Annotated in this window: 18 protein-coding genes; 11 read left to right on the forward strand and 7 right to left on the reverse strand. The window is 42.3% G+C overall.

Features of this window, described 5'->3' with window-relative positions:
* Nucleotides 1–7: 7 nt before the first annotated feature.
* The 5 genes from secG to miaB all read right to left on the reverse strand — a co-directional run bounded on the left by secG (nt 8) and on the right by miaB (nt 4,661).
* Complete coding sequence (gene secG / locus VM932_RS05790; RefSeq protein ID WP_014032183.1) at nt 8–370, reverse strand: preprotein translocase subunit SecG; 363 nt, start codon at nt 368–370, stop codon at nt 8–10.
* The gene (locus VM932_RS05795) at nt 367–1,284 is read right to left on the reverse strand and encodes a hypothetical protein (protein ID WP_326277663.1); all 918 of its coding nucleotides are present in this window, start codon (nt 1,282–1,284) and stop codon (nt 367–369) included. Before VM932_RS05795 ends, secG begins: the two co-directional genes overlap by 4 nt.
* 6 nt (nt 1,285–1,290) lie before the next feature.
* Nucleotides 1,291–1,818, reverse strand: coding sequence for an LptE family protein (locus VM932_RS05800; protein ID WP_326277665.1), 528 nt, complete (start codon nt 1,816–1,818; stop codon nt 1,291–1,293).
* Nucleotides 1,819–1,837: 19 nt separating this feature from the next.
* Nucleotides 1,838–3,118 carry a sigma-54 interaction domain-containing protein gene (locus VM932_RS05805; protein WP_326277667.1) on the reverse strand — a complete coding sequence of 427 codons (1,281 nt, stop codon included), beginning with the start codon at nt 3,116–3,118 and terminating at the stop codon, nt 1,838–1,840.
* Nucleotides 3,119–3,215: 97 nt separating this feature from the next.
* Nucleotides 3,216–4,661, reverse strand: a complete 1,446-nt coding sequence (miaB, locus tag VM932_RS05810) for a tRNA (N6-isopentenyl adenosine(37)-C2)-methylthiotransferase MiaB (protein WP_326277724.1) — start codon at nt 4,659–4,661, stop codon at nt 3,216–3,218.
* Nucleotides 4,662–4,813: 152 nt separating this feature from the next.
* Between miaB and VM932_RS05815 the strand changes: the two genes are divergently transcribed.
* Nucleotides 4,814–5,542, forward strand: a complete 729-nt coding sequence (locus tag VM932_RS05815) for a hypothetical protein (protein ID WP_326277669.1) — start codon at nt 4,814–4,816, stop codon at nt 5,540–5,542.
* Between the two features lie 66 nt (nt 5,543–5,608).
* On the opposite strand, the gene VM932_RS05820 is transcribed toward VM932_RS05815, so the two are convergent.
* Nucleotides 5,609–8,746: a VPS10 domain-containing protein gene (locus VM932_RS05820; RefSeq protein ID WP_326277670.1), complete on the reverse strand. Its 3,138-nt coding sequence runs from the start codon at nt 8,744–8,746 to the stop codon at nt 5,609–5,611.
* A 189-nt stretch (nt 8,747–8,935) separates the two neighbouring features.
* Here VM932_RS05820 and topA point away from each other — a divergent pair, with 189 nt between their 5' ends.
* The 7 genes from topA (at nt 8,936) to VM932_RS05855 (ending at nt 18,648) form a co-directional block, all read left to right on the forward strand.
* Nucleotides 8,936–11,422 (forward strand): type I DNA topoisomerase, encoded by a 2,487-nt coding sequence (topA, locus tag VM932_RS05825; protein ID WP_326277672.1) that lies wholly within the window; start codon nt 8,936–8,938, stop codon nt 11,420–11,422.
* A gap of 1 nt (nt 11,423) precedes the next feature.
* Entirely contained in the window at nt 11,424–12,581 is a 1,158-nt protein-coding gene (locus tag VM932_RS05830; RefSeq protein ID WP_326277674.1) for a formimidoylglutamase, read from the forward strand.
* Between the two features lie 123 nt (nt 12,582–12,704).
* Nucleotides 12,705–14,084, forward strand: coding sequence for a T9SS ring complex lipoprotein PorK/GldK (gene porK, locus VM932_RS05835; protein WP_326277675.1), 1,380 nt, complete (start codon nt 12,705–12,707; stop codon nt 14,082–14,084).
* Nucleotides 14,085–14,174: 90 nt separating this feature from the next.
* On the forward strand, nt 14,175–14,831 hold the full coding sequence (gene porL / locus VM932_RS05840; RefSeq protein WP_326277677.1) for a type IX secretion system motor protein PorL/GldL: 657 nt from the start codon (nt 14,175–14,177) through the stop codon (nt 14,829–14,831).
* 69 nt (nt 14,832–14,900) lie between these two features.
* Complete coding sequence (porM, locus tag VM932_RS05845; RefSeq protein ID WP_326277679.1) at nt 14,901–16,469, forward strand: type IX secretion system motor protein PorM/GldM; 1,569 nt, start codon at nt 14,901–14,903, stop codon at nt 16,467–16,469.
* Between the two features lie 26 nt (nt 16,470–16,495).
* Nucleotides 16,496–17,398, forward strand: a complete 903-nt coding sequence (gene porN / locus VM932_RS05850; protein ID WP_326277680.1) for a type IX secretion system ring subunit PorN/GldN — start codon at nt 16,496–16,498, stop codon at nt 17,396–17,398.
* Between the two features lie 194 nt (nt 17,399–17,592).
* Nucleotides 17,593–18,648, forward strand: a complete 1,056-nt coding sequence (locus VM932_RS05855) for an NAD(P)/FAD-dependent oxidoreductase (RefSeq protein ID WP_326277682.1) — start codon at nt 17,593–17,595, stop codon at nt 18,646–18,648.
* Here the strand turns inward: VM932_RS05855 and VM932_RS05860 are convergent.
* Nucleotides 18,645–19,046 carry a DUF983 domain-containing protein gene (locus VM932_RS05860; protein WP_326277684.1) on the reverse strand — a complete coding sequence of 134 codons (402 nt, stop codon included), beginning with the start codon at nt 19,044–19,046 and terminating at the stop codon, nt 18,645–18,647. The genes VM932_RS05855 and VM932_RS05860 overlap by 4 nt on opposite strands.
* 66 nt (nt 19,047–19,112) lie before the next feature.
* Between VM932_RS05860 and VM932_RS05865 the strand changes: the two genes are divergently transcribed.
* The 3 genes from VM932_RS05865 (at nt 19,113) to VM932_RS05875 (ending at nt 23,319) form a co-directional block, all read left to right on the forward strand.
* Nucleotides 19,113–21,026 (forward strand): ABC-F family ATP-binding cassette domain-containing protein, encoded by a 1,914-nt coding sequence (locus VM932_RS05865; protein WP_326277685.1) that lies wholly within the window; start codon nt 19,113–19,115, stop codon nt 21,024–21,026.
* A gap of 135 nt (nt 21,027–21,161) precedes the next feature.
* Nucleotides 21,162–22,049, forward strand: a complete 888-nt coding sequence (locus VM932_RS05870) for a leucine-rich repeat domain-containing protein (RefSeq protein WP_326277687.1) — start codon at nt 21,162–21,164, stop codon at nt 22,047–22,049.
* A gap of 148 nt (nt 22,050–22,197) precedes the next feature.
* Nucleotides 22,198–23,319: an efflux RND transporter periplasmic adaptor subunit gene (locus VM932_RS05875; RefSeq protein WP_326277689.1), complete on the forward strand. Its 1,122-nt coding sequence runs from the start codon at nt 22,198–22,200 to the stop codon at nt 23,317–23,319.
* Nucleotides 23,320–23,326 lie beyond the last annotated feature (7 nt).

Raw genomic sequence — 23,326 nt, forward strand, 5'->3', positions numbered from 1 at the left:
CTTTTTGTTATCCAATAGTGTCTACTGGACTTGTTGTGTCGGCAGGTGGAAGTTGTTCGGGTACTTCCTCTGGAACCGTTTCTGGTATTTCCGTATCGTCGCCTTGGAGTAGTTTGGAATCTGCTTGGCTATAGTTTCCTTTTAGGGAAACGTTGGAAAGCAATATCAAAACAATCAAAAGGGTGGCAAGGGTCCAAGTACTTTTATCTAAAAAGTCCCCGGTCTTTTTTACACCACCAACAACTTGGTTGCCACTTCCTCCAAAGGATGAGGACAATCCTCCTCCTTTAGGGTTTTGGACCATAATGACCAAGACTAACAAAAGGCACACGATAATTATCAGTACCAAAAAAATTGCAAACGTGCTCATTTCTTATCTTTTTCTTGTTGCAGTTTCTTCACTGCCTGAATTTGATCTGCAAAGAAACCACTTTTTTCTGGATATTTCAAACTCAATATTTTAAACGCTTGAATAGCTTTTTTATACTTTTTTTGCTCTAAGTAAACCTTGGCCAAGGTCTCTGTCATCAACTCGTTTTGGTTGATTTTGGTAGATTCTTTTATTTTGACTTTGGGGTTGGATTCCTTTGGAACAATCTTGGGGTTGTTCTCGATAAACTTGTCCAAGAGTTCAAATTTCTTTTTACGCTCCAGCTCGTCCATCACATTTTCTTCCTGATGGTCTACATTGTTCTCCTTTTCTTCTGATGGTTCTTCAGAGGTTGAGGTCAATTGGAGCCATTCGGTAAAGGAGTGCTTCTCCTTTTTGGTGAACGGGATGGGTTTGCCCAAATTTAAATCGGTGTCCGGTTCCTTTATGGTTTCCTCAACTTTTTCAGCTTGCTTTTCAGGAGTTTTTGATTTGAAAAGTTCTGGATTCAGAATTTGTTCTGCATCGGTTAAATTTTGGGGCAGGGCAGGCTCGTTGGATTCCGATAGCATACTCGCCGCATTTGGATTGGGCCGTATTTCTTCCGAAACGGCTTCTTGGTCCTCAAGTTTGGAACCCCTCCCGGTAATGGCATCTGCAATATTGTTTTGGATAAATTCTTTGGAGGTGATATAATCAAAAAGCACATCCCTGTCAGAAGTATGGGCGGCCGTTACCTTAAGGGCATTGTTGTACTTGTAGCTGTCCAGATTTTTGAGGCCTTTTAAGTGCAGCGCGCGTGCTGCCTGAAAATAGGGGTATTCCTCAATGATACCTTCCAATTCCCTTGTTTGTTTGGGAGATAGGATGGCATTCGAGTTTTGAAGAATGTGTATAAAATTTGAAACGTTCATATACTATTACCAATTCCCCAAGGATGCATTAAAAATATCCTGGGTAAGTCGTTCAAAAATTTCTTCGTGCGCAGCAGCTTGTATGGATGGCAACGGAGCTGCTGCATCAAAATCGTAAAAGAAAGAAAACCTTTTTTCAAAATCAGCATCTTCCTTTGTAGTGTTGTAAAACCGGACATTTACGCTCATGGTAAGCCGGTTTTGGGCAGTCCGCTGATCGGATGTGGCTGTCATGGGCACCACTTTGTACTCCACAATTTCGCCTTCGTACAACAAATCACCATTACTTCCGGTAAGGGACAAGCTGGTAAGGTTGTTGATCATGTCCTGCAGTGCCAAGGTGAAATCACGCCCTAATCCGGGTACAATGACCGAACCGGGTGTTTGATCCGCATAATTCTGAAAAAAGTTCACTTGGAAACTCTCAGCGGTCCCGATGTCTGCTCCAGAAAAGTTATATGCCCCACAGCTCTGTAGGAAGAAAACCAATCCCAACAGTCCGGCCTTTAGTCCATTTTTTTTCATTGTTCCCATTAAAATTTTTAAGTGCAAATTAAAGATCGTACTGTTTTATTTTTCTGTAGAGTGTCCTTTCGGAAATTCCAAGTTCCGCAGCAGCGGCCTTTCTTTTCCCCTTGTTACGCTCCAACGATTTTTTGATCAGCTCGATTTCCTTTTCTTGTAAAGATAGGGTTTCTTCCTCTTCGATCTCTTCAGCAAAATGATAACGGTCTTCTGGGGGTTGATGTGTTGTGGTCGATGCTGATGCTTCAACAACAGGTTCAGGAAGATGTAACAATCCCGCCGTGGGTTTCTCCTCGTGTTCTACATCCTCTTCTTTCTGGTTTCCATAGATTTTTCGAATCAAGCCTTCGTTTTCGCGCTGAACTTTATTGGAATCATTATCCTTAAGAAGCTCCAAGGTTAATTTTTTGAGGTCGTTCAAATCACCCTTCATGTCAAAAAGAACCTTGTACAGGATTTCGCGCTCGTTGCTGAAATCCCCTTCTTTTTTGGCTTGGGCTACTACGGCAGGTAAATTGGAACTGCTTGCATTGGGCAAATAGCCGCTTAGTGTAGCTGCTGAAATATTTCGGTTTTCTTCCAGGACGGAAACCTGCTCTGCAATGTTTCGTAATTGACGAATATTGCCGGGCCAGCGGTATTTCAAAAGAAGCTCCACGGCATCGTCCTCCAATCGGATGGTGGGCATTTTATATTTTTGTCCAAAGTCCGAAGCAAATTTTCTGAACAGCAGGTGAATATCGTCCCGTCTATCGCGAAGCGGGGGCAGATTTATTTCAACCGTACTTAATCTATAATAAAGGTCTTCCCTGAATTTTTCCTTTTTAATGGCCTCGAACATATTAATATTGGTGGCCGCTACGATACGAACATCGGTTTTTTGCACTTGGGAGGACCCTACTTTTAGGAACTCGCCATTTTCCAGTACACGTAGCAATCGAACCTGAGTCGTCAACGGAAGTTCACCTACTTCGTCCAAGAAGATGGTGCCTTTGTCGGCCACTTCAAAATAACCGCTACGGGTTTGGGTGGCACCGGTAAAAGCCCCTTTTTCGTGACCAAACAATTCACTGTCTATAGTTCCTTCGGGAATGGCACCGCAGTTTACCGCAATGTATTTGGCATGCTTGCGGTGGGACAGGGAATGGATGATTTTTGGAATGGATTCCTTTCCCACCCCACTCTCACCGGTCACCAAAACCGAAATATCGGTAGGCGCGACTTGTATGGCTTTTTCTATGGCCCGATTGAGTTTTATATCGTTTCCGATAATCTCGAACCGTTGTTTTATGGATTGTACATTTTCCATATGCTGCTATTCCTGCGAAAACAGGAATCTTATTTTTTTTGATTCCGCACAGATACTGAGCGTAGTCGAAGCACAAAGCGGAATGACAAATTGGTTATTAATTGTTTTCTGAATATCCTACTGCCTCACCAATAAGGGTAGCCGAGGTACATTCGTGGATTTTTACGTTCACAAAATCGCCCACTTTGTAATTTTCCTTTGGAAAAACCACAACGGTATTCTGGGAATTTCGTCCCATCCAATGTGCATCGGATTTTTTGGAAGTTCCCTCGATAAGAACTTCTTCGGTTTTGCCCAGATGTTGTTGGGTACGATAGTGGCTGTGTTTTTGCTGCAGTTCAATGATTTCCTGCAAACGCATTTTCTTGGTAGCTTCAGGAATGTCGTCTTCCATTTTGCGTTCGGCCAAGGTTCCAGGTCTTTCGGAATAAGCGAACATAAAACCAAAATCGTACTTCACGTATTCCATCAGGCTTAAGGTATCTTGATGGTCTTCCTCGGTTTCTGATGGGAAGCCCGTGATCATATCCTGACTGATGGCGCAATCGGGTATAATTTTTCTGATGTTGTCGATAAGCTCAAAATATTCCTCACGGGTATGAAGCCGGTTCATCGCCTTTAAAATGCGGTTGCTTCCACTCTGCACGGGTAAGTGAATGTACTTGCAGATATTTTCGTGCTTGGCCATCGCCTCGATAACATCCAAGGTCATATCCTGTGGGTTGGATGTTGAAAAACGGATACGCATTTTGGGCTGTGCCTGCGCCACGAGCTCCAACAATCCTGCAAAGTTTACGGATGTGGCTTTTTGTATGTCCGAAGCCTTGTCGAAATCCTTTTTTAATCCACCGCCGTACCAAAGGTAACTGTCCACATTTTGGCCCAAAAGCGTGATTTCCTTGAATCCTCTTTCCCAAAGATCGTTCACTTCTTCCAAAATGGATTGTGGGTCGCGGCTACGTTCTCTTCCACGAGTAAAGGGAACCACACAGAAAGTACACATGTTGTCGCAACCTCGGGTAATGGAAACAAAGGCGGAGACTCCGTTGGTGTTCAATCGAACAGGTGCCACATCGCCATAGGTTTCTTCTTTGGAAAGGATAACGTTTACGGCATTTCTACCTTCATCAATTTCTTGGATAAGGTTGGGCAGGTCTTTGTAAGCATCGGGGCCTACCACCATATCCACAATTTTCTCCTCTTCCAGGAACTTACTTTTCAATCGTTCGGCCATACAGCCCAATACCCCAACCTTCATGTTGGGTTTGGTTCTTTTTACGGCATTGAACTTCTCCAGTCGCTTGCGAACGGTTTGTTCGGCCTTTTCGCGAATGGAGCAGGTGTTTACCAATACCAAATCGGCATCATCCAAGTTTTGGGTGGTGTTGAAACCTTCCTTGGCCAATATGGACGCCACAATCTCGCTATCGGAAAAGTTCATCTGGCAACCGTAGCTTTCTATATAGAGCTTTCGACCGTTGCTTTCGTTGTTTTCCAGCGACAAGGTGCTCCCTTGTTGGCTTTCATCTATTACTTTTTCCACGCTTTTTTCCTCGATCATAAATGTTTCAATGGGATGCAAAGATAATGCTTATTACAGTTTAGTGACAATTTGGCAGTAATTTTTAAGAAGATATTGCGGAATCGCCTGTTAGTGTTACCTTCAAACTAAAAAAATAACCAATTTTTTTTAAAATGAATTTTACCAACCTATCCGAAAGAATAAAGCAGAGCGCACCAGTAGAATTTGGGTCCGTGTTCAACAACTCTTTTGAATTGTTCAAAAAGGTGTGGCTACAGGGGTCTCTTACCTTATTATTGACTTTTGTTAGCATAATTCCTTTTTATTTGCTGATTTACCTCCCAATGATAGCCATGGGGGTCAGCGATTCCAATGCTTTCGACCAACAGGAAATGCCACCAGCATTTGCCGTGCTAATGACTTTTGTAATGCCCATATCTATGATTGGTGGAATGACCGTTGCTGTTTGTTTGAACGCTGCTTTTTTAAGGATTTGCAGAAAATATGATTTAAAGGAGCAGGGGAGGGACGATTATTTTTATTACTTCAAAAAAGAATATTTGTCAAAGGCATTGATTCTTTCTTTGATAATGGTCGGGCTATCGCTGCTGGGTTTATTGGTCTGCGGATTGGGTATTATCTATTTAATGGTGCCCATGTCTTTGTTCCCCGCATTTTTTTCTTTTGATAAAGAACTTACCGCCATGGAAATTGTAAAAGCCGGGTTTGCCCTTGGAAATAAAAACTGGTTGATGATATTTCTTTTGATACTTGTGGCCGGAATGGTTGCTCAACTTGGAGTAATATTGTGTTTGGTCGGGGTTTTATTTACCGCAATGTTCAGTAAAATACCCATCTACTTTATTTATAAAGAGGCCGTGGGAATTTCCATGGATGTGTAAATGACCATAAACAAAAAGCGCCCTCTAAAAAAAGGGCGCTTTCACTTGCTGCCCGGCATTACATTTTTATTGGGAGGAAATCAATTTAATTTGATTCTCTTCCACTTTCCGATTGATTAAGGTGGCTTGTTTTTCCACCAGCATATTTAAGTCGTTGATTTCCTTGTCGAGTTCCTTGGTCACCTCCACAAAAAACTCTTGGGCCTGTTGTGTTGGCTTTTGGTCGCCCCGTTGCGAGTCCACCATCAAAAATGCCAATCTGTTATTTATTCGGATACCATAATTTAATGGATCTTGCCTACTCTGATTTTTGGTCATGTGAATGTTGTTCTCGATTATAGAAAGCTCCGTTTCAAAATCCTTGGCCATTTTCAGGATTTCAGCATTTTCCTTGGTTTTCTCCTTTAAATAGGCCAGATCTCTTTTAATGCTTCTAATATTGATGATGGCATTGTTGGCACGGCTGACCTGTTCGCGGACCTTCATTAAAAAGTCGAATTGATCTTGAAAATCTTTTTGGCTGAGCGATACTCTTGGGTCTTTTACAATATTGAACATCTGCTCCATGGAATTTCCATTGACCGTGAGCCTTGCCTTGTAGTTGCCAGGAACCGCTTTTGGACCAATATTGGGTGAGGAATAGAATACCATTCCTTCGAATTCCTTATACCCAGGGTATCTCATGTTCCAGATAAATCGGTTTCCGCCTTCAGCAACTTCCAATTTTTGAGTTGATGTGGGATCCAATCCATCAGGTTTGGCATGGTTGGAAAAGGCTTGAATGACAGCGCCATCAGTTTCTAAAATTTCCAAGGTCACCGTATCGGTTTCCTTCAAGCTTTTTAAATAATAGTTGATAATGGCTCCATCGGGATGATTTTCCCCTACTAATTTGGTGTTGGGCTCTTGCCAAGATCGGTCCTGATGCATTCTGTAAGCCATATCGGGTTTGTACAGATAAAAATCACTCTCTGCAACTTCTTTGGTAAGCTGGTGGAGTGGTGTTAAATCATCAATTATCCAAAAACCCCTTCCGTGGGTGGCAGCGATCAAATCATTGTCTCTAACATGTAGGTCCCGTATTGCAGTGATAGGTAAATTTAACTGGAAGGGTGTCCAGTTTTCCCCATCATCAAAAGAAACATACATGCCCCATTCGGTACCCGCATACAATAATCCTTTCCTTACTTTATCGGCACGAATTGCACGGGTATAGTAATTATCCTTAATGCCGTCCGTAATCAATGTCCATGTTTGGCCATAATCATTTGTTTTGTATAGATAAGGGGTGTAGTCCCCAAATTTGTAGGACGAAGCGGCGACATATACGGTTCCAGGATCAAACGGACTTGCATCAATACAGTTGATCATGTTCAATTTAGGCGACATGGACTCTGGTGGGGTCACATTTTCCCAAGTAACTCCGTTGTCGCGAGTCACATGAATCAATCCATCATCACTACCGGTCCAGATCACCCCTTTTTCCAAAATGGATTCCGTAATCACAAAAATGTTGGAATAAAATTCTGCACCCGTATTGTCCTGCGTAATGGGTCCTCCTGAAGATTCAATGGTCTCGGGTATACCTCTGGCCAATTCAGGTGAGATGGTTTTCCATGATTGCCCCCCATCCGTAGTGGCATGCAAATAGTTGGAACCTGCATAGAGTACGTTAGGGTCGTGTCGGCTAAAAGTCAAAGGATAGTTCCAGTTGAAACGGTACTTCATTACTTCCGCGCCAGAACCAGCGGGATTGTCGGGCCATATGTTGGTGGAAATGGTCTGTCCCGTGGTATGGTCCAAACGGTTCATGTATCCTTTATAAGTTCCCCCATAAACCAATTGGTTGTTCTTGGGGTCGGGTGCCAAGTGGGCGCTCTCGCCTCCGGCCGTTGGTTCCCAGTCATCCTCTGTGATGCTTGAGCCCGAGGAGCGATGGAAAACTCGCAAGGCAGTATTGTCCTGCTGCGCTCCATATATTCTGTAAGGAAAAATGCTATCCGTCGCAATGCGGTAGAACTGCATGGTCGGCTGGTTATAATAAGTGGTCCAGTTGTTTCCACCATCATTGGAAATTTGTGCGCCTCCGTCATCGGCAATGATCATTCTTTGATTGTTGTTTGGGTCGATCCATAGATCATGGTGATCACTATGCCCGGCGGTTTTGAGTGTAAAGGTGTTTCCTCCATCTGTGGAAACCCCATAGCTCACGTTCATTACCCAAACTTTGTCAATGTTCTGGGTGTCGGCATAAATTCTACTGTAATACCAAGCTCTTTGTCTAAGTCCTCTGTTTTCATTGACTTTTTTCCAATTTGCCCCTGCATCATCGGAACGGAAAACACCACCATCTTCAGCCTCAATAATGGCCCATATCCTGTCAGAATCCAACGGGGAAACTGTTATCCCTACAATTCCCCATGGAAAACCGGGCAATCCTGAATGTTCCGAAATATCCTTCCAAGTATCGCCCCCATCGGTGCTTTTAAACATTTTGCTATCTGGACCACCACTGTCCATGCGATAACCGTTTCGTTTCATCTGCCAAGTGGCGGCATAGAGGATTCTACTGTTGTTCGGGTCCATAATCAGGTCCCCTGCACCCGCTTTATCACTTATGTATAGAATTTTTTCCCAATTTTCTCCTCCGTCCATAGAACGGAATACACCCCGGGTTTCATTGGGTTTCCACAAGTTTCCAATGGCGGCTACGTAAACAATGTCCGGGTTTTTGGGATGAACTCGGATTCGGGAAATATGTTCGGAATCTTTCAGGCCTATAAATTCCCAAGTCTCACCGGCATCCATACTTTTCCAAAGTCCTTTGCCCGAGGAAACATTTCCTCTTAGGGTCTGCTCGCCTTCGCCTACATATATAATGTTAGGGTCGGATTCGGAAACGGTGACGGCCCCGATGGAACCACCAAAATAGCCATCGGAAATACATTCCCAAGAATTGCCCGCATCAGTAGTTCTCCAAACACCCCCACCTGCGGTGCCCATATAATATAGGTTAGGGTCGTTGGCCACACCTGAAACGGTTCCGGCCCTTCCTCCCCGGTGTGGGCCCACCATTCTCCATTTCATTCCATCGTAAAGGGATTCCTTGTATAGGGGAGCGTTGTTCTTGTTCTTTTTTCGTTGAGCGTTCGAGGGACAAAAACACAGTACGGCAAGTACCATGATCAAGTAGCGGTTGGTCATTTTTAGTTGAGTTATGAGTTAGTCTTCATAAAAATAACAAATATTTCACCCTGAGTTGTAATGGATCAGCTATTAATGTGGGTTTTTGAATTTGCTTGATGATTTTTTTTGGTTCTGAAGACTAAAACCTATCCTGTAAATGCTGAAGTTTAAATTTTAATATACTTTTGTTGTCACAAAACCAAGTGCATGCCAAAAAATTTAGTTATTGTAGAGTCCCCCGCTAAAGCTAAGACCATTGAACGGTTCCTAGGAAAAGAATTTCAAGTAGAGTCTAGTTTTGGGCACATTGCCGACCTTCCCTCAAAAGAGCTCGGTGTAGATGTGGAGAACGATTTTAAGCCAAAATACACTGTAGACAAGGAGAAAAAAGCTTTGGTAAAAAAGCTTAAGGATTTGGCTAAAAAAGCAGAAACTATTTGGCTGGCAAGTGATGAGGACCGCGAAGGGGAGGCCATATCTTGGCACTTGGCAGAAGAGTTGGGTTTGGACAAGAACAAGACCAAGCGAATTGTATTTAACTCCATCACAAAATCGGCCATTCAAAAAGCGATTGAAAATCCAAGGGATATCAATTATAACTTGGTAAATGCACAGCAAGCACGTAGGGTGTTGGATCGATTGGTGGGTTACGAACTATCGCCGGTACTTTGGAAAAAAATAAAACCGGGACTTTCCGCAGGTAGGGTTCAATCTGTTGCGGTACGCTTGATCGTGGAGCGTGAACGTGAGATCGAGGGGTTTACGCCCGAAGCATCGTTTAGGATAAAGGCGGAATTCAAAACCAATGAGGGGAATACATTTGCAGCCAAGCTGAACAAAACATTCCCGACCAAAGAGGCGGCCGAATCATTTTTGAAAGAGAATATTGGTGCGGATTTTTCGGTTTCCGATTTGGCCCAAAAACCGGCCAAAAAATCACCGGCGGCGCCATTTACCACATCTACCTTACAGCAGGAAGCATCGCGAAAACTCTATTTTTCGGTGAGCCGCACCATGCAGGTGGCCCAGCGCCTATACGAGGCAGGTCTCATTACTTATATGAGAACAGATAGTGTTAATCTTTCGAACGAAGCATTGTCCGCCGCCAAAAGTGCCATATTGGACAACTATGGCGAAAAGTATAGTCAAACCAGAAACTTTACGGGCAAATCCAAAGGTGCACAAGAGGCTCACGAGGCCATTCGCCCAACCGATATGAAATTGCAGTCGCCCCAATTGGAGCGCGACCAGGCCAAATTATACGAACTTATCTGGAAACGTACCCTAGCCTCGCAAATGAGCGATGCCCAGTTGGAGCGCACCAATGTAAAAATAAAGGCAAGCACCCACAACGAGGAATTCTCAGCAAACGGAGAAGTGGTGAAGTTTGATGGATTCCTTAAAGTATACTTGGAAGGAACCGATGATGAGGATGGGGAGGAACAAGAAGGTATGTTACCGGCCATGGCTGTGGGGGAGCCGCTTCAAAATGTATTTATTTCGGCCACAGAAAGATTCTCAAGACCGCCTTATCGTTATTCAGAAGCTTCTTTGGTGAAGAAGTTGGAAGAATTGGGCATTGGCCGACCATCTACCTACGCACCTACCATATCCACCATTCAAAATAGGGGATATGTGGAAAAAGGTACCGTTGAAGGTTCCGAGCGCAAGTATACACAGTTGGTATTAGAGGGTGGAAAAGTGTCCGATAGCCAGCTAAGCGAAATGGTAGGCTCTGAAAAGGGGAAGATTGTTCCGACCGATATCGGGATGATAGTAAACGATTTTTTGGTGACCCACTTTACCCAAATTCTGGATTACAATTTTACGGCCCAGGTAGAAGAGGATTTTGATGAAATCGCATCTGGTGATGAAGATTGGCAGGAAATGATGAAGAACTTCTACAAGGATTTCCACCCGAATGTGTTGAAGGTTGAGGAAAATGCCGAACGTGCCAGTGGAGAACGTGTGTTGGGAACAGATCCAAAATCTGGCAGACAGGTTTCCGTAAGATTGGGACGTTTTGGTCCCATGGTACAAATTGGAACGGTCGACGATGAGGAAAAACCACAATTTGCAAGTTTGTTGCCAGACCAGTCTATCGGCACCATCACTTTTGAAGAAGCCATGACGCTTTTTGAGCTTCCAAGAAAATTGGGAGTGTACGAAGGTGAGGAAGTAGAGGCGAATGTAGGCCGCTATGGCCCTTATGTACGGTTTGGGAAAAAATTCATTTCACTCGCCAAAGGCGAAAGTGCTTTTGATGTGGATATGGACCGTGCCATAGAACTGATCAAGGAAAAACAAAAGGCCGATGCACCGATTGCCACGTATGAAGGAAAGGAAGTTACCAAAGGTAAAGGTAGGTTTGGTCCTTTTATCAAATGGGACGGTATGTTCATCAATGTGAACAAAAAATATGACTTTGATAATCTTTCCGAAGGCGATATTGCTGAATTGATCGAGGCCAAAAAGAAAAAGGAAGCCGAAAAACTGGTTCAAGAATGGCCCGAAGAAAAAATCAGGATAGAAAAAGCCCGTTGGGGAAGACATAATATTATAAAAGGTAAGGTGAAAGTTGAAATTTCCAAAGATGTGGATGCCACAAAAGTAACTTTGGAAGAAGCACAAGCCCTATTGGAAAAAAAATCACCAAAGAAAAAAGCCAAGTCAAAAGCTAAGAATAAAAAATAGTATGGCCTTCGATTTTCTGGTTCCGGTAAAGGACAAGGTATTGGCGCATTCCGAATTGTTGCCAGAACAAGCATTGGGAAAAAACATCCACATGCATACCGAAAAGGATGGGCTTCCCGTATTCGCCCATGCCGATGTAGCCATTTTTGGCGTATTGGAATCCAGAAATGCCTTCGAGAAAAAACCAGAAAAACTGGATTTGGACGAGGTCCGTATTCAACTCTACCGTTTAATGATGGGCAATTGGAACTCCACCATTATCGATATAGGGGATGTGGAGGAAGGCGACACTGTGGAGGATACCTACTTTGTTGTAAAGGAAATTGTAGCTGGATTACTAGAGGAAAACATCATTCCCATTGTTTTGGGACTTACGCAAGATATAACATTTCCTACCTATCGTGCTTTTGATAAGATAAAGAATATGGTGAATCTGGTCTCCATCGATAGTCGTTTTGACTTTGGTGAGGACGATGAATTGATTTCATCACATTCTTATATGAGTAAGATCATTACGGATAAGCCCAATAATCTTTTTAATTTTTCAAACATTGGATACCAGAGTTATTTCAATGCCCAGGAAGAAAAGGATTTAATGGAGCGTCTTTTTTTTGATGCCTATCGCTTAGGTGAGATTGCCGCCAATATAGAACTGGCGGAACCTGTTTTGCGAAGCAGTGATATTGTAAGCTTGGACCTGCGGGCTATCCGGGCCAGCGAAATGGGTATGACAAGAAACTTTTCCCCAAATGGTTTTACAGGTCGAGAGATATGTACCATTGCCCGTTACGCCGGTATTAGCGACAAAGTTTCCCTGTTTGGAATTTACGAAGGGGAGAACTCGCACCAGGCATTCCAGATGATTGCCCAGATTATATGGTATTTTATTGAGGGCCTAAGCTTCAGGATCAAGGAATACCCAAGTTCAAAGAACGAAGACTTCACAAAGTTTACTGTACCCACGGACACGGAAGAATTGATTTTTTTCAAAAGCCATGTCACAGAACGGTGGTGGGTAGAAGTGCCAACAATTTTGGCAGAGCATACTAAAACAAATTCGGTGGCGTTATTACCTTGCACCGAAGAGGACTATTTGGATGCTTGCAACCAGAACATTCCCGAAAGGTGGTTCAAAGCCTATAGAAAAGGCTTGAACTAAATAAATTAAATTTTGATCATTAATTGTTTTTACACAATAATTCATTCAAAAATCAGTTTTGAGAGTAATGAATCTGTGTAGTACAGTTATTAAAATCTTGAATCGAACAATTTAACCTAAAGTATGAGAAAGCTATTCTTTTCATCTCTAGCACTTGTTTTTTTGCTTACCAGTTGTGGCTCTAAATCAAGGTCAAAAGGTGAACTAGTTGGGGTAAAGGGGAAAAAATGGCATCCAGAAAAACCCTATGGAATGGAATTGATTCCCAGAGGCGCCTTTGTAATGGGGAAAGCCCATGAGGATCAAGCGAAAACATTGAACGCTCCCACAAGAACGGTTACCGTACGTTCCTTTTATATGGATGATACGGAAATCACCAATAGTGAGTACCGACAGTTTGTGGAGTGGGTCAAGGATTCCATAGTAAGAACCAGATTGGCCATTTTGGCCGATGAACTTGGCATAGGGCCCGAAGATGAAGGTATTGGTGAGTACGCTTTTAAAGATACTGATACGACCGAACTTTCCGTTTACGACAAATACATGCTCGATAATTATGCGGGCATGGGGGACAACTATTATGAAGGTAGGGCATTGAACAAAGATGTTGACCTGATATGGGATACATCGGAATACCCAGATGAGTACTATACAGAGGTTATGGATTCCATGTATCTGCCAGAAGAAGAGAGTTACAATGGCCTTAGGAGCATAGATGTTACCAAAATCAAATACAAGTACAACTGGATGGACATCGAAGCTGCGGCCAGGGCACGATCAGGCAATAGAAAGGACTTCATCAAACAAGAAGAATTGGAAATTTACCCAGATACCACCGTATGGATCCGAGATTTTGAATACAGCTACAATGAGCCGATGCACAACGATTATTTTTGGCACGATGCCTATAGCGACTACCCTGTAGTCGGGGTAAACTGGATGCAGGCCAAAGCCTTCTGTAATTGGAGAACAAAATTTAAGAACGATGATCAAAAAAGTCGTGGAAAACAGTTTGTGAACCAATTTAGGTTGCCCACCGAAGCAGAGTGGGAATATGCCGCCAGAGGAGGGATTGAAGGCGGAAAATATCCTTGGGGCGGTCCGTATGTGATCAGCGACACAGGATGTTTTATGGCCAACTTTAAACCACAACGTGGCGATTACGCAGCAGATGCCGCTTTATATACGGTAGAAGCAAAATCCTTTGAGCCTAACGAATACAATCTATACAATATGGCAGGCAATGTATCGGAATGGACAAACTCCAGTTTTGATCCAGGTGCTTACCAATATTTATCCACGATGAACCCAAACATTGGTTCGCAGGACAATAAACGTAAAGTGATTCGTGGAGGTTCTTGGAAAGATGTAGCTTACTTCCTTCAAGTAAGTACCAGAGATTATGAATATCAAGATTCTGCGAGAAGTTACATAGGATTTAGAACGGTCCAGGATTATATGGGAGAGGAAGACTCTACCAACGGTAGCCGAAGCGGACTATAATAAAACAAAAACACGAGAGAACATTATATAAACAAGTAAGAGTAGTAACCAAATACTTATTTTTTATATAACTTAATTAAAACTAGAATTATGGCGCAGTCAAAATCAACAAAAAAGCTGTTTAACATGGCCTACGGGCTTGGGGCATCGGTAGTAATTATTGGTGCATTGTTCAAGATCCTTCACTGGGAGTTCGGACCCCTTACAGGTGGACTTCTTCTTGCGGTTGGACTTATTACAGAAGCATTAATCTTTGCTATCTCTGCATTTGAACCAGTTGACGATGAATTCGATTGGTCTTTGGTATATCCGGAATTGGCCGGCGGTGAAGCGGATGCTTCCAGAAAACAAGAAGCCAAAGATGCAAAAGAAGCTGAAGGATTGCTTTCCAAAAAACTGGATAACCTTCTTAAAGAAGCAAAAATCGATTCTGAACTTTTTACCAATTTGGGAGAAAGTATCAAGAGTTTTGAAGGTGCTGCCAAGAACATCACTCCAACTACAGATGCTATTCAGCACACTAAAAAGTACTCAGAGGAATTGTCTCATGCAGCAGCTCAAATGGAATCTTTGAACAGCTTGTACAAAGTACAATTGGAAAGTGCTAGTAGACAAGCGTCCATCAACGAAGAAGTTGTGCAGAATGCAGGTGCGTTGAAAGACCAAATGGAGTCTTTGGCCACCAACCTATCTTCTTTGAACGGAGTGTACGGAGGTATGCTTACAGCCATGGGCGGAAAAAACTAATTAGAGGTTTTCAAAATCAACAGAAAACAAAACCAAATCAAATTAATTATTAAATCTAATTAGAAAAACATGGCAGGAGGAAAACAAACACCACGTCAGAAGATGATCAACCTTATGTACTTGATCTTCATCGCGATGTTGGCACTAAATATGAGCAAGGAAGTACTTGCCGCGTTCGGACTTATGAACGAAAAGCTGGAAACTTCCAATACCAATATGGACTCCAATAACTCTAGTTTTATGGCCAGCTTGGAAACAAAGGCCAGTGAAAACGAAGAGGAGTACGGAGAATTGTACCAAAATGCTCAAGAGATCAAACAACTTTCCGATAATTACTATAACTATTTGGAAGGATTGAAAAAAGAAATGACCGCAGATTTGGAAGACCCAAAGGACTATGTGGTTATGGACAAGTCTGATTATTTGGACCAAAAATTCTTTCAGGGCGACAATTTGGGACCAGAAGGAAAAGAGTTCATGAAGCAGATCAACGATTACCGTGAAGGTGTTATCAATGCTTTGCCAGATGAATACAAATCTTTGAAAACCGGTGTTCAAACCCGTTTTGCCACTGGTGATGAAGATGGTAAAGTTGAGAAGAGAGATGGCACACGTCAAGATTGGATCAACTACCATTACGAAGGGTTCCCATTGGTGGCCTCTTTGACCAAAATGACCCAGTTGCAGGCCGATATCAAAACCACGGAACAAGAAGTGTTGAAAACCCTTTTGGAGGGTGAATTGACCGAGGCTGTGTCCTTGACCAACTTTGCCAGTGCATTGTCCGCTCCAAAAACCGCTTACTATGCAGGTGAAAAGTATGATGGTAAGATCATTGTTAGTAAAACTGACAAGACTTCCACGCCTGTAAAAGCAGAATTGACTTTGGACGGAAGACCATTGACCGAAGGTAAGGACTATGAATTGGAAGCTGGCGGTATCAAAATGTTGATCAGTGCCGGTACCCCAGGGGATCATACCATTAAAGGAACCATGACATACATGCAAGATGGTGAAGAGGTACCAGTGGAAGTGAACAACACTTTTGCAACAATCTCCATGCCTAACGCAGCAGTAATTTCTGCTGATAAGATGAACGTGGTATATCGTGGTGTTGCCAACCCAATGACCATCTCTATTCCTGGTATTCCGGATAATAAGGTTTCAGCATCAGCTCCTGGTTTGAGCAGAAGAAGTGGCAGCAATTACATAATGAACCCCGGTACAGGTAGATCTGTAACCATTACAGCTTCTGGAACGTTGCCCGATGGTAAGGGAATCCGTACTTCGTCCGAATTCCGTATCAAGGATATTCCAAGGCCAAGTGGTACCGTTCGTGGAGAATCAGGTAGCATTAAAATGCCAAGGAAAAACCTTGAAATCGCAACTGTTAGTGCAATGTTGGAAGATTTCGACTTTGATTTGAACCTAGCTGTTAATCAGTTTAAGTTTAAAGTACCTGGTCAGCCTACCGTAGTTGTAAATGGAAACAAATTGGATAGCAGGGCCAAATCTGTGCTTGCGAGAGCAGGTAGGGGCGAGTCTGTCCAGATATTCGATATCCAAGCTTACATCACAAACAACAAGAGCTACAAGTTAAAGAAAGTATCTCCTGTTATGGTTGAGCTTACTAACTAAGAAGTATAAAAAGTATACAAGTGATCATGAATTGGAAAAACGCATTATTAATTGGATTGTTGGGCGTATTGCCAGTATCAATCATGGCGCAGGCAAATATTTTAAATGCCAAGTTGCCAGAGGATATAGGTAAAAAAACCCAAGCTCAAGTAGAGCAAGATGCCGATGAGCCTTTAGCGTACGGTTATGTGGATGATAGGGATATCCTATGGTCCAAGACCGTTTGGGAAATCATCGATCTTGACGAACGGGTTAACTTTCCATTGTATTACCCAACCGATACCATAGGTATTGGGGCAGATAGAAGGTCGCTGTACCATGTTTTGATGAAAAACATTAAAAATGGAAACCTTACCGAGGTTTATGCAGACTCCTACTTTACCGAAAAAAGAAAGTTGGAAGACCTTTCGGCTACCTTGAGAAAGGTAGATACCACCGATCTTGGTTACGAGCAGGTAAATGCTGGTGAGCAGGTTTCCCCGGAGTTTATTAACAAAAGGGATATTACTGCTGCCGACATAGAGGAGTTTCGTATAAAGGGAATCTGGTATTTCGACAAGCGCCAGGGAGAACTTAAGTATCGCTTATTGGGAATTGCACCGGTTGCGCCCGATGTTAACTTTATCGATGATGAGTCCATCGATCCAGGACAGAACAAAGTAGAATTGTTTTGGGTATGGTACCCTGCGGCTAGGCAAATTTTGCACGATGCCAAGGTGTACAACCAGCGGAACTCGGCAAGACCCATTTCCTTTGATATGTTGTTGAACGCACGTCGATTCAACGGAGTTATCTACAAAGAGGAAAACGTTCACGAAGATCGTGAAATAGACGATTACATTTTTGATAATGCATTGTTCCAGCTCTTGGAATCCCAAAGAATAAAAGAGGGTATACGCGACAGAGAGCAGGATATGTGGGCATATTAGTGAAGCGCTGTTTTTTCGACCTTTGGTCGCAGAAAACCAAAAGCTGAATTAATCCCGAAGAACTTCGGGACCCCTATAAAAACCATAATTTCCAATTCAATACAGCAAAACGCCGCACTTAGTGTGGCGTTTTTTTTTGGTTTAAACTAAAGTTTGAATGGATGATTGATCGATCAGATGCCTAATTTTGCAGTATGTTGGATTATATAGTAGTAGGTTTAGGTTTGGCCGGGATTTCGTTTAGCGAAGTTTTGGAAAAAGAGGGAAAAGCTTTTACAGTGATCACGGACGAATCACAAAGAGCTTCACAAGTGGCTGGTGGCCTATACAATCCCATAATCTTAAAACGGTTCACCATGGCATGGAAAGCCAAGCAACAGTTGCAAGGGGCCAAACCATTTTATCATAATGTAGAGGAAAAACTGGGCAAAAAGTTAGATTACCAGCTCCCTGTTCTGCGAAAGTTTGCATCCATTGAAGAGCAAAATCTATGGTTCGAGGCCGCTGACCGCCCAGAGTTGGACTATTTTCTTTCAACCAAAATTATACCAAACAACAACCCGGCCATTGATGCACCGCATGGATTTGGCGAAGTAAAATATACAGGACGAATAGATACGGGTACTTTAGTGCGTTCCTACAAAAGATATTTGGAAGAAAAAGGCAAACTCTTATCAGAATCCATGGATTTTGATTCACTTTCTATAGCAGAGGATCATGTCGCTTATAAGTCCATTGCAGCCAAGAACATTGTTTTTGCATGCGGTTACGGCCTCAAACAGAATCCATATTTTGGTTACCTCCCCTTAAATGGTACCAAAGGCGAGCTATTGATTATCCATGCGCCCAATTACAAAGAAGACAATGTGATTAAATCCTCGGTTTTCACCATTCCTATGGAAGATGATACGTATTTGGTGGGAGCCACATACAAATGGAAAGATAAGACCAACGAACCTACGGAACCATCCAAAAACGAACTTTTGGACAAACTGAAGTCCTTTTTAAAATGTGATTTTGAGGTTGTTGACCACGTAGCGGGCATTCGCCCCACTGTTATTGATCGCAGACCCTTGGTGGGCAGGCACCCGAAGCATCAAAATTTGTATGTTTTGAACGGATTTGGTTCTAGGGGTGTGTTGATAGGGCCGTATGCCTCTAGGCAATTGTTCGATTATATTGAATACAATATCGACTTGGATCCGGAAATGGATATTGTAAGGTTTACCAAAAAATATTATTCCAGTTAAGTTTTTACCGCTTCGTGTTTTTTAACCGAAGTGGGGTCGTACTTTACAAAAAAGTTGATCCAAATATTTCTGGATAACCTGATGATTACCGGCATAAAAACAATCAAAGTACCCACAATAGCAATAAAGGTGGTCAATAAGGAAGTGCCAATAAATAAAAAGGAGATTACAAAGGCGGCAACTGCAAACGCAATGCCCACACCATAACTCACGTACATAGCACCGTAAAAAAAGGAGGGCTCAATCTTGTATTTTAAGCCACAATGCGAACACCTTTCGTTCATACTGAAAATTTTGGAAAGTGTGTACGGGTTGGATTTCTCATACATGCTCTCCTCGTGGCACCTTGGACAGTTTCCTGTTAAAATGCTGTACATTTTGGTTCCTTTTTTTAACATTTGCACGGCTTTTGTACAAAAGTATGAATTCGCCAACTAACGTTTTGTAATCAAGGTCACATTTAAATGCTAAATATTCATAATCTTTCCGTAGCCTTTGGAGGAGAATATCTGTTCGAGGAAATATCGTTTCGTCTTAACGGCGGGGATAGAGTAGGTCTAATAGGAAAGAACGGTGCGGGTAAATCCACTATGCTTAAACTCCTTGCCAAGGAAATGCCCTTGGATGAAGGAGCCATAGCCACTGAAAAAAATATAAAAATCGGTTTTCTTAAACAGGATATTGATTTTGAAGAAGGGAGAACCGTCTTGGAGGAATCCTATCAGGCATTTTCAGAAATCAAAGAGCTGGAACTCAAACTGGACGAGATCAATACTGCCTTGGCGGAGCGAACCGATTATGAAAGCGACGGGTACCATCAACTCATGGTGGATTTGAACGATGTAACGCATCGGTATGAAATCTTGGGAGGGTACAATTACCAAGGTGATACCGAAAAAGTGCTTCTTGGGTTGGGTTTTAAGCGGGAAGATTTCAATAAACTGACCGATACCTTTTCCGGTGGATGGCGTATGCGTATTGAACTGGCCAAACTCTTACTTCAAAATAACGATGTATTGCTGCTGGATGAGCCCACCAACCACTTGGACATTGAATCCATTATTTGGTTGGAGCAGTTTTTACGAAACTTTACCGGTGCCGTGGTGATTGTTTCCCACGATAAAATGTTTTTGGACAATGTAACCAACCGTACCATTGAGATTTCATTAGGAAGGATTTACGACTACAACAAGCCCTATTCCCAGTTTTTGGTGCACCGAAAGGAAATAAAGGAACAGCAATTAAGTGCCCAAAAAAACCAAGAAAAACAGATACAGCAGACCGAAAGGCTGATTGAAAAGTTTAGGGCAAAATCCAGTAAGGCATCCATGGCACAGTCCCTTGTCAAAAAACTGGATAAAATGGAACGCATCGAGGTAGATGAAGAGGACAATAGTGTGATGAACCTTCGGTTTCCCGTTTCAGTAAACCCCGGCAAGGTAGTGGCAGAATTAAACGGTGTTTCCAAAAGCTACGGCCCCAAAAAAGTGCTTCAAAATATAGATCTAATGATAGATCGTGGAAGCAAAACCGCTTTTGTAGGTCAAAACGGCCAAGGAAAAACAACTCTTGCCAAAATTTTGGTCGGCGAATTGGATTACAAGGGCGATTTAAAAATTGGACACAACGTACAGTTGGGCTATTTTGCCCAGAACCAAGCGGAATACCTGAATGGTAATAAGACCATTTTGGATACCATGATCGATGCCGCCAATGAGAAGAACCGCAGTAAAGTAAGGGATATTTTAGGATCCTTTCTGTTTAGAGGCGATGAGGTGGACAAATATGTGAAAGTGCTTTCCGGAGGTGAAAGAAACCGTTTGGCCCTGGCCAAAATGCTCTTGCAACCCTTTAACGTGCTCGTAATGGATGAGCCTACCAACCACTTGGACATCAAATCCAAAAATGTTTTAAAACAAGCGCTTCAAAATTTTGAGGGGACATTGATTCTCGTTTCTCACGATCGTGACTTTCTTCAAGGGTTGACCGATAGGGTTTACGAGTTTAAGGACGGAGGCATAAAGGAGTATTTGGGAGATATCGACTTTTACTTGGAACAGCGTAAGATGGAGGATTTCCGAAGTGTTGAAAAAGGGGACACAAAGAAAGAAGACAAAACACAAGAAAAAAGCAAGGAGAACGACTATCAAATCCAAAAGAAGCAAAAATCCCTCAAAAACAAGCTTAGTGGGGTAGAGAAGAAGATTTCCCAACTGGAAAAGCAGATTGCCGATATTGACCACGACCTGCTCATGGACTACGATGCCACCATTGCAAAGCCTAACTTTTTTGATAATTACGAAGGTAAAAAGAAAGATTTGGAGTCCTTAATGGAAGATTGGGAGAACTTGTCCGAAGCTTTAGAAGCTCTTGATTAACCTAACATTTCAGTTTTTACATCGAGTTTTACCGAATTCACAACAAATTGGAGTGTATTTGACGATTATATTTGTAAGTTATTTCTTCTTTATTGTATTTTGTAAGTAAATTCGTTGTGATTTAATAAGTAATCAATGATTCGAGCGGCTCTTTTTTTCTTTTATTTGATGTTCTCTGCGGGTATATCTTTTGCCAGTGGACAGATTTCCCCTAAAGAAAAATCTGCCTTGGTAGATTTGTACAATAGCACCAATGGCGAAGATTGGAATGTTTCTTGGGATTTGACCGCACCCGTGGACACATGGAAGGGTGTAGAGGTCGATAAAGGGCATGTAGTGGGCCTTACACTGTTTATGAACAATTTAAATGGCGTACTTCCAGAGAGTATAGGTGATTTAAGACACCTTTCCAATTTGAATCTAGCTTTCAACCAGATTACCGGAGTGCTTCCTGAAGATATTGTGAAATTGGAAAAGCTTAAGGTTTTCCGTTTGGAGATGAACCGAATCAAGGGTGGTATCCCAACAGGAGTCGCCAATTTTAAGGAGTTGGAGGTATTCTCTATGTTCAATAACTTTTTAACCGGACCTATTCCAGAAACATTTGGGGAACTCAAAAAGTTAAAAGAGTTAAACCTATCCAGTAACAATCTCAAAGGAACAATACCCGAATCCATTGGAAACCTATCAAACTTAGAGGCGTTGGGTCTTTTTGAAAACAAATTGGAGGGTCAGATACCGCGAGAAATTGGGAATTTACTCCAATTAAAGGAATTGGTCTTGTCCAATAATCAATTGGGAGGTGAAATTCCCGAGGAGTTTGGCCAATTGGCAAATTTAAAAATATTACAACTTCAAAATAATAGGTTCAACTCGTTCAACGCCTTACATGGTATGGATACGAAACAGTTTTTGGTGTTCGATACCGATGATAAAACATTGAACCCAAAATTTAGGGATATTCAAATAGACCGTACTCGAATGGCAGATACCAAATTCGAGGATGAAAACGAAAACGAGTAGTTAGTTATTACTTTAGTTTGTTTGGTTTGGGGATGCCGTTTGGGGTCCCCTTTTTGCATTTGACCCAGTTAAAAATGCATTTTATGAAATATTTAACCATTGTAAAAAAAGTAGGGAATAGATTTGTAGCTATTAAACCAACTAACGAATGCGAAAGCTTATAATATCGGCAGTTGCCGGAGGTATTATCATATTGGCCTCTTTATATTTTGCTGGCCTTATTGCTGGCAGCAAGGACAATAAAAGGCCCCCTTCCCAAAAGGTGGTAAAGACTGTTTTTGTGGATACGGTAAAAAATACGACCATCCCCATAATGGTGCCGGCCAATGGGAACCTTACCGCCAAAAAACGCGTAGAGTTATACTCTGAAGTGCAAGGAGTATTTAGATCGGGAAGCAAATTGTTCCGAACAGGACAGCAATATAGTGCCGGGCAAACCCTTATCCGAATAGATGCAAACGAGTATTATGCTACCGTGCAATCGGCCAAAAGCAACCTGTACAACTTACTTACGTCCATAATGCCCGATTTACGTTTGGATTACCCAGAAATTTATCCAAAATGGCAACAATACCTCAATGGGTTTGATTTGGAGAAAACCACTCCCGAGCTACCCAAGATGGATTCGGAAAAAGAAAAGTTCTTCATAACGGGAAGAGAGATCATCACTACATATTATAACGTAAAGAATTTGGAACAGCGTCTGTCCAAGTATACCATTTCCGCTCCTTTTACAGGAGTGTTGACCGAAGCTTTGGTCACAGAGGGAACATTGGTCAGATCTGGACAAAAACTGGGGGAGTTTATTGATACCGGCCTCTACGAACTGGAAGTTTCCGTTAGCAAGACCTATGGAGATTTCTTAAAAGTAGGAAAAAAGGTAGCGTTGTCCAATTTGGAAAATACCCAAACGTATATGGGCGAAGTTACCCGGGTGAACAGTAGGGTTGACCAAAACTCGCAGACCATAATGGTCTATATTGAAGTAAGTGGCGATAATTTAAAAGAAGGCCAATATCTTGAAGCCAATCTAGAAGCAAAAGAAGAGCCAGATGCCATAGAAATCAGTCGATCCTTGTTGTTGGAAAACAACCAAATTTTTGTGGTCAGGGACTCCGTGTTAGACCTAATGGATGTAAAACCTATCTTTTTTACGGACAGAACCGTAGTGCTCAAGAACGTTCCCGATGGAGAAGTTATAGTGGCAAAACCCATTACCGGTGCCTACGCAGGTATGTTGGTTAAAACATTTGACGAAAGTAAATCCTAAACCCCTG

It is taken from the genome of Flagellimonas halotolerans, assembly GCF_035818535.1.
Taxonomy (GTDB): Bacteria; Bacteroidota; Bacteroidia; order Flavobacteriales; family Flavobacteriaceae; genus Flagellimonas; species Flagellimonas halotolerans.

Coding starts and splice junctions, on each gene's coding strand:
- secG (WP_014032183.1), bottom strand. CDS start 370: ATGAGCACGTTTGCAATTTTTTTGGTACTGATAATTATCGTGTGCCTT.
- VM932_RS05795 (WP_326277663.1), bottom strand. CDS start 1,284: ATGAACGTTTCAAATTTTATACACATTCTTCAAAACTCGAATGCCATC.
- VM932_RS05800 (WP_326277665.1), bottom strand. CDS start 1,818: ATGGGAACAATGAAAAAAAATGGACTAAAGGCCGGACTGTTGGGATTG.
- VM932_RS05805 (WP_326277667.1), bottom strand. CDS start 3,118: ATGGAAAATGTACAATCCATAAAACAACGGTTCGAGATTATCGGAAAC.
- VM932_RS05815 (WP_326277669.1), top strand. CDS start 4,814: ATGAATTTTACCAACCTATCCGAAAGAATAAAGCAGAGCGCACCAGTA.
- VM932_RS05820 (WP_326277670.1), bottom strand. CDS start 8,746: ATGACCAACCGCTACTTGATCATGGTACTTGCCGTACTGTGTTTTTGT.
- topA (WP_326277672.1), top strand. CDS start 8,936: ATGCCAAAAAATTTAGTTATTGTAGAGTCCCCCGCTAAAGCTAAGACC.
- VM932_RS05830 (WP_326277674.1), top strand. CDS start 11,424: ATGGCCTTCGATTTTCTGGTTCCGGTAAAGGACAAGGTATTGGCGCAT.
- porK (WP_326277675.1), top strand. CDS start 12,705: ATGAGAAAGCTATTCTTTTCATCTCTAGCACTTGTTTTTTTGCTTACC.
- porL (WP_326277677.1), top strand. CDS start 14,175: ATGGCGCAGTCAAAATCAACAAAAAAGCTGTTTAACATGGCCTACGGG.
- porM (WP_326277679.1), top strand. CDS start 14,901: ATGGCAGGAGGAAAACAAACACCACGTCAGAAGATGATCAACCTTATG.
- porN (WP_326277680.1), top strand. CDS start 16,496: ATGAATTGGAAAAACGCATTATTAATTGGATTGTTGGGCGTATTGCCA.
- VM932_RS05855 (WP_326277682.1), top strand. CDS start 17,593: ATGTTGGATTATATAGTAGTAGGTTTAGGTTTGGCCGGGATTTCGTTT.
- VM932_RS05860 (WP_326277684.1), bottom strand. CDS start 19,046: ATGTTAAAAAAAGGAACCAAAATGTACAGCATTTTAACAGGAAACTGT.
- VM932_RS05865 (WP_326277685.1), top strand. CDS start 19,113: ATGCTAAATATTCATAATCTTTCCGTAGCCTTTGGAGGAGAATATCTG.
- VM932_RS05870 (WP_326277687.1), top strand. CDS start 21,162: ATGATTCGAGCGGCTCTTTTTTTCTTTTATTTGATGTTCTCTGCGGGT.
- VM932_RS05875 (WP_326277689.1), top strand. CDS start 22,198: ATGCGAAAGCTTATAATATCGGCAGTTGCCGGAGGTATTATCATATTG.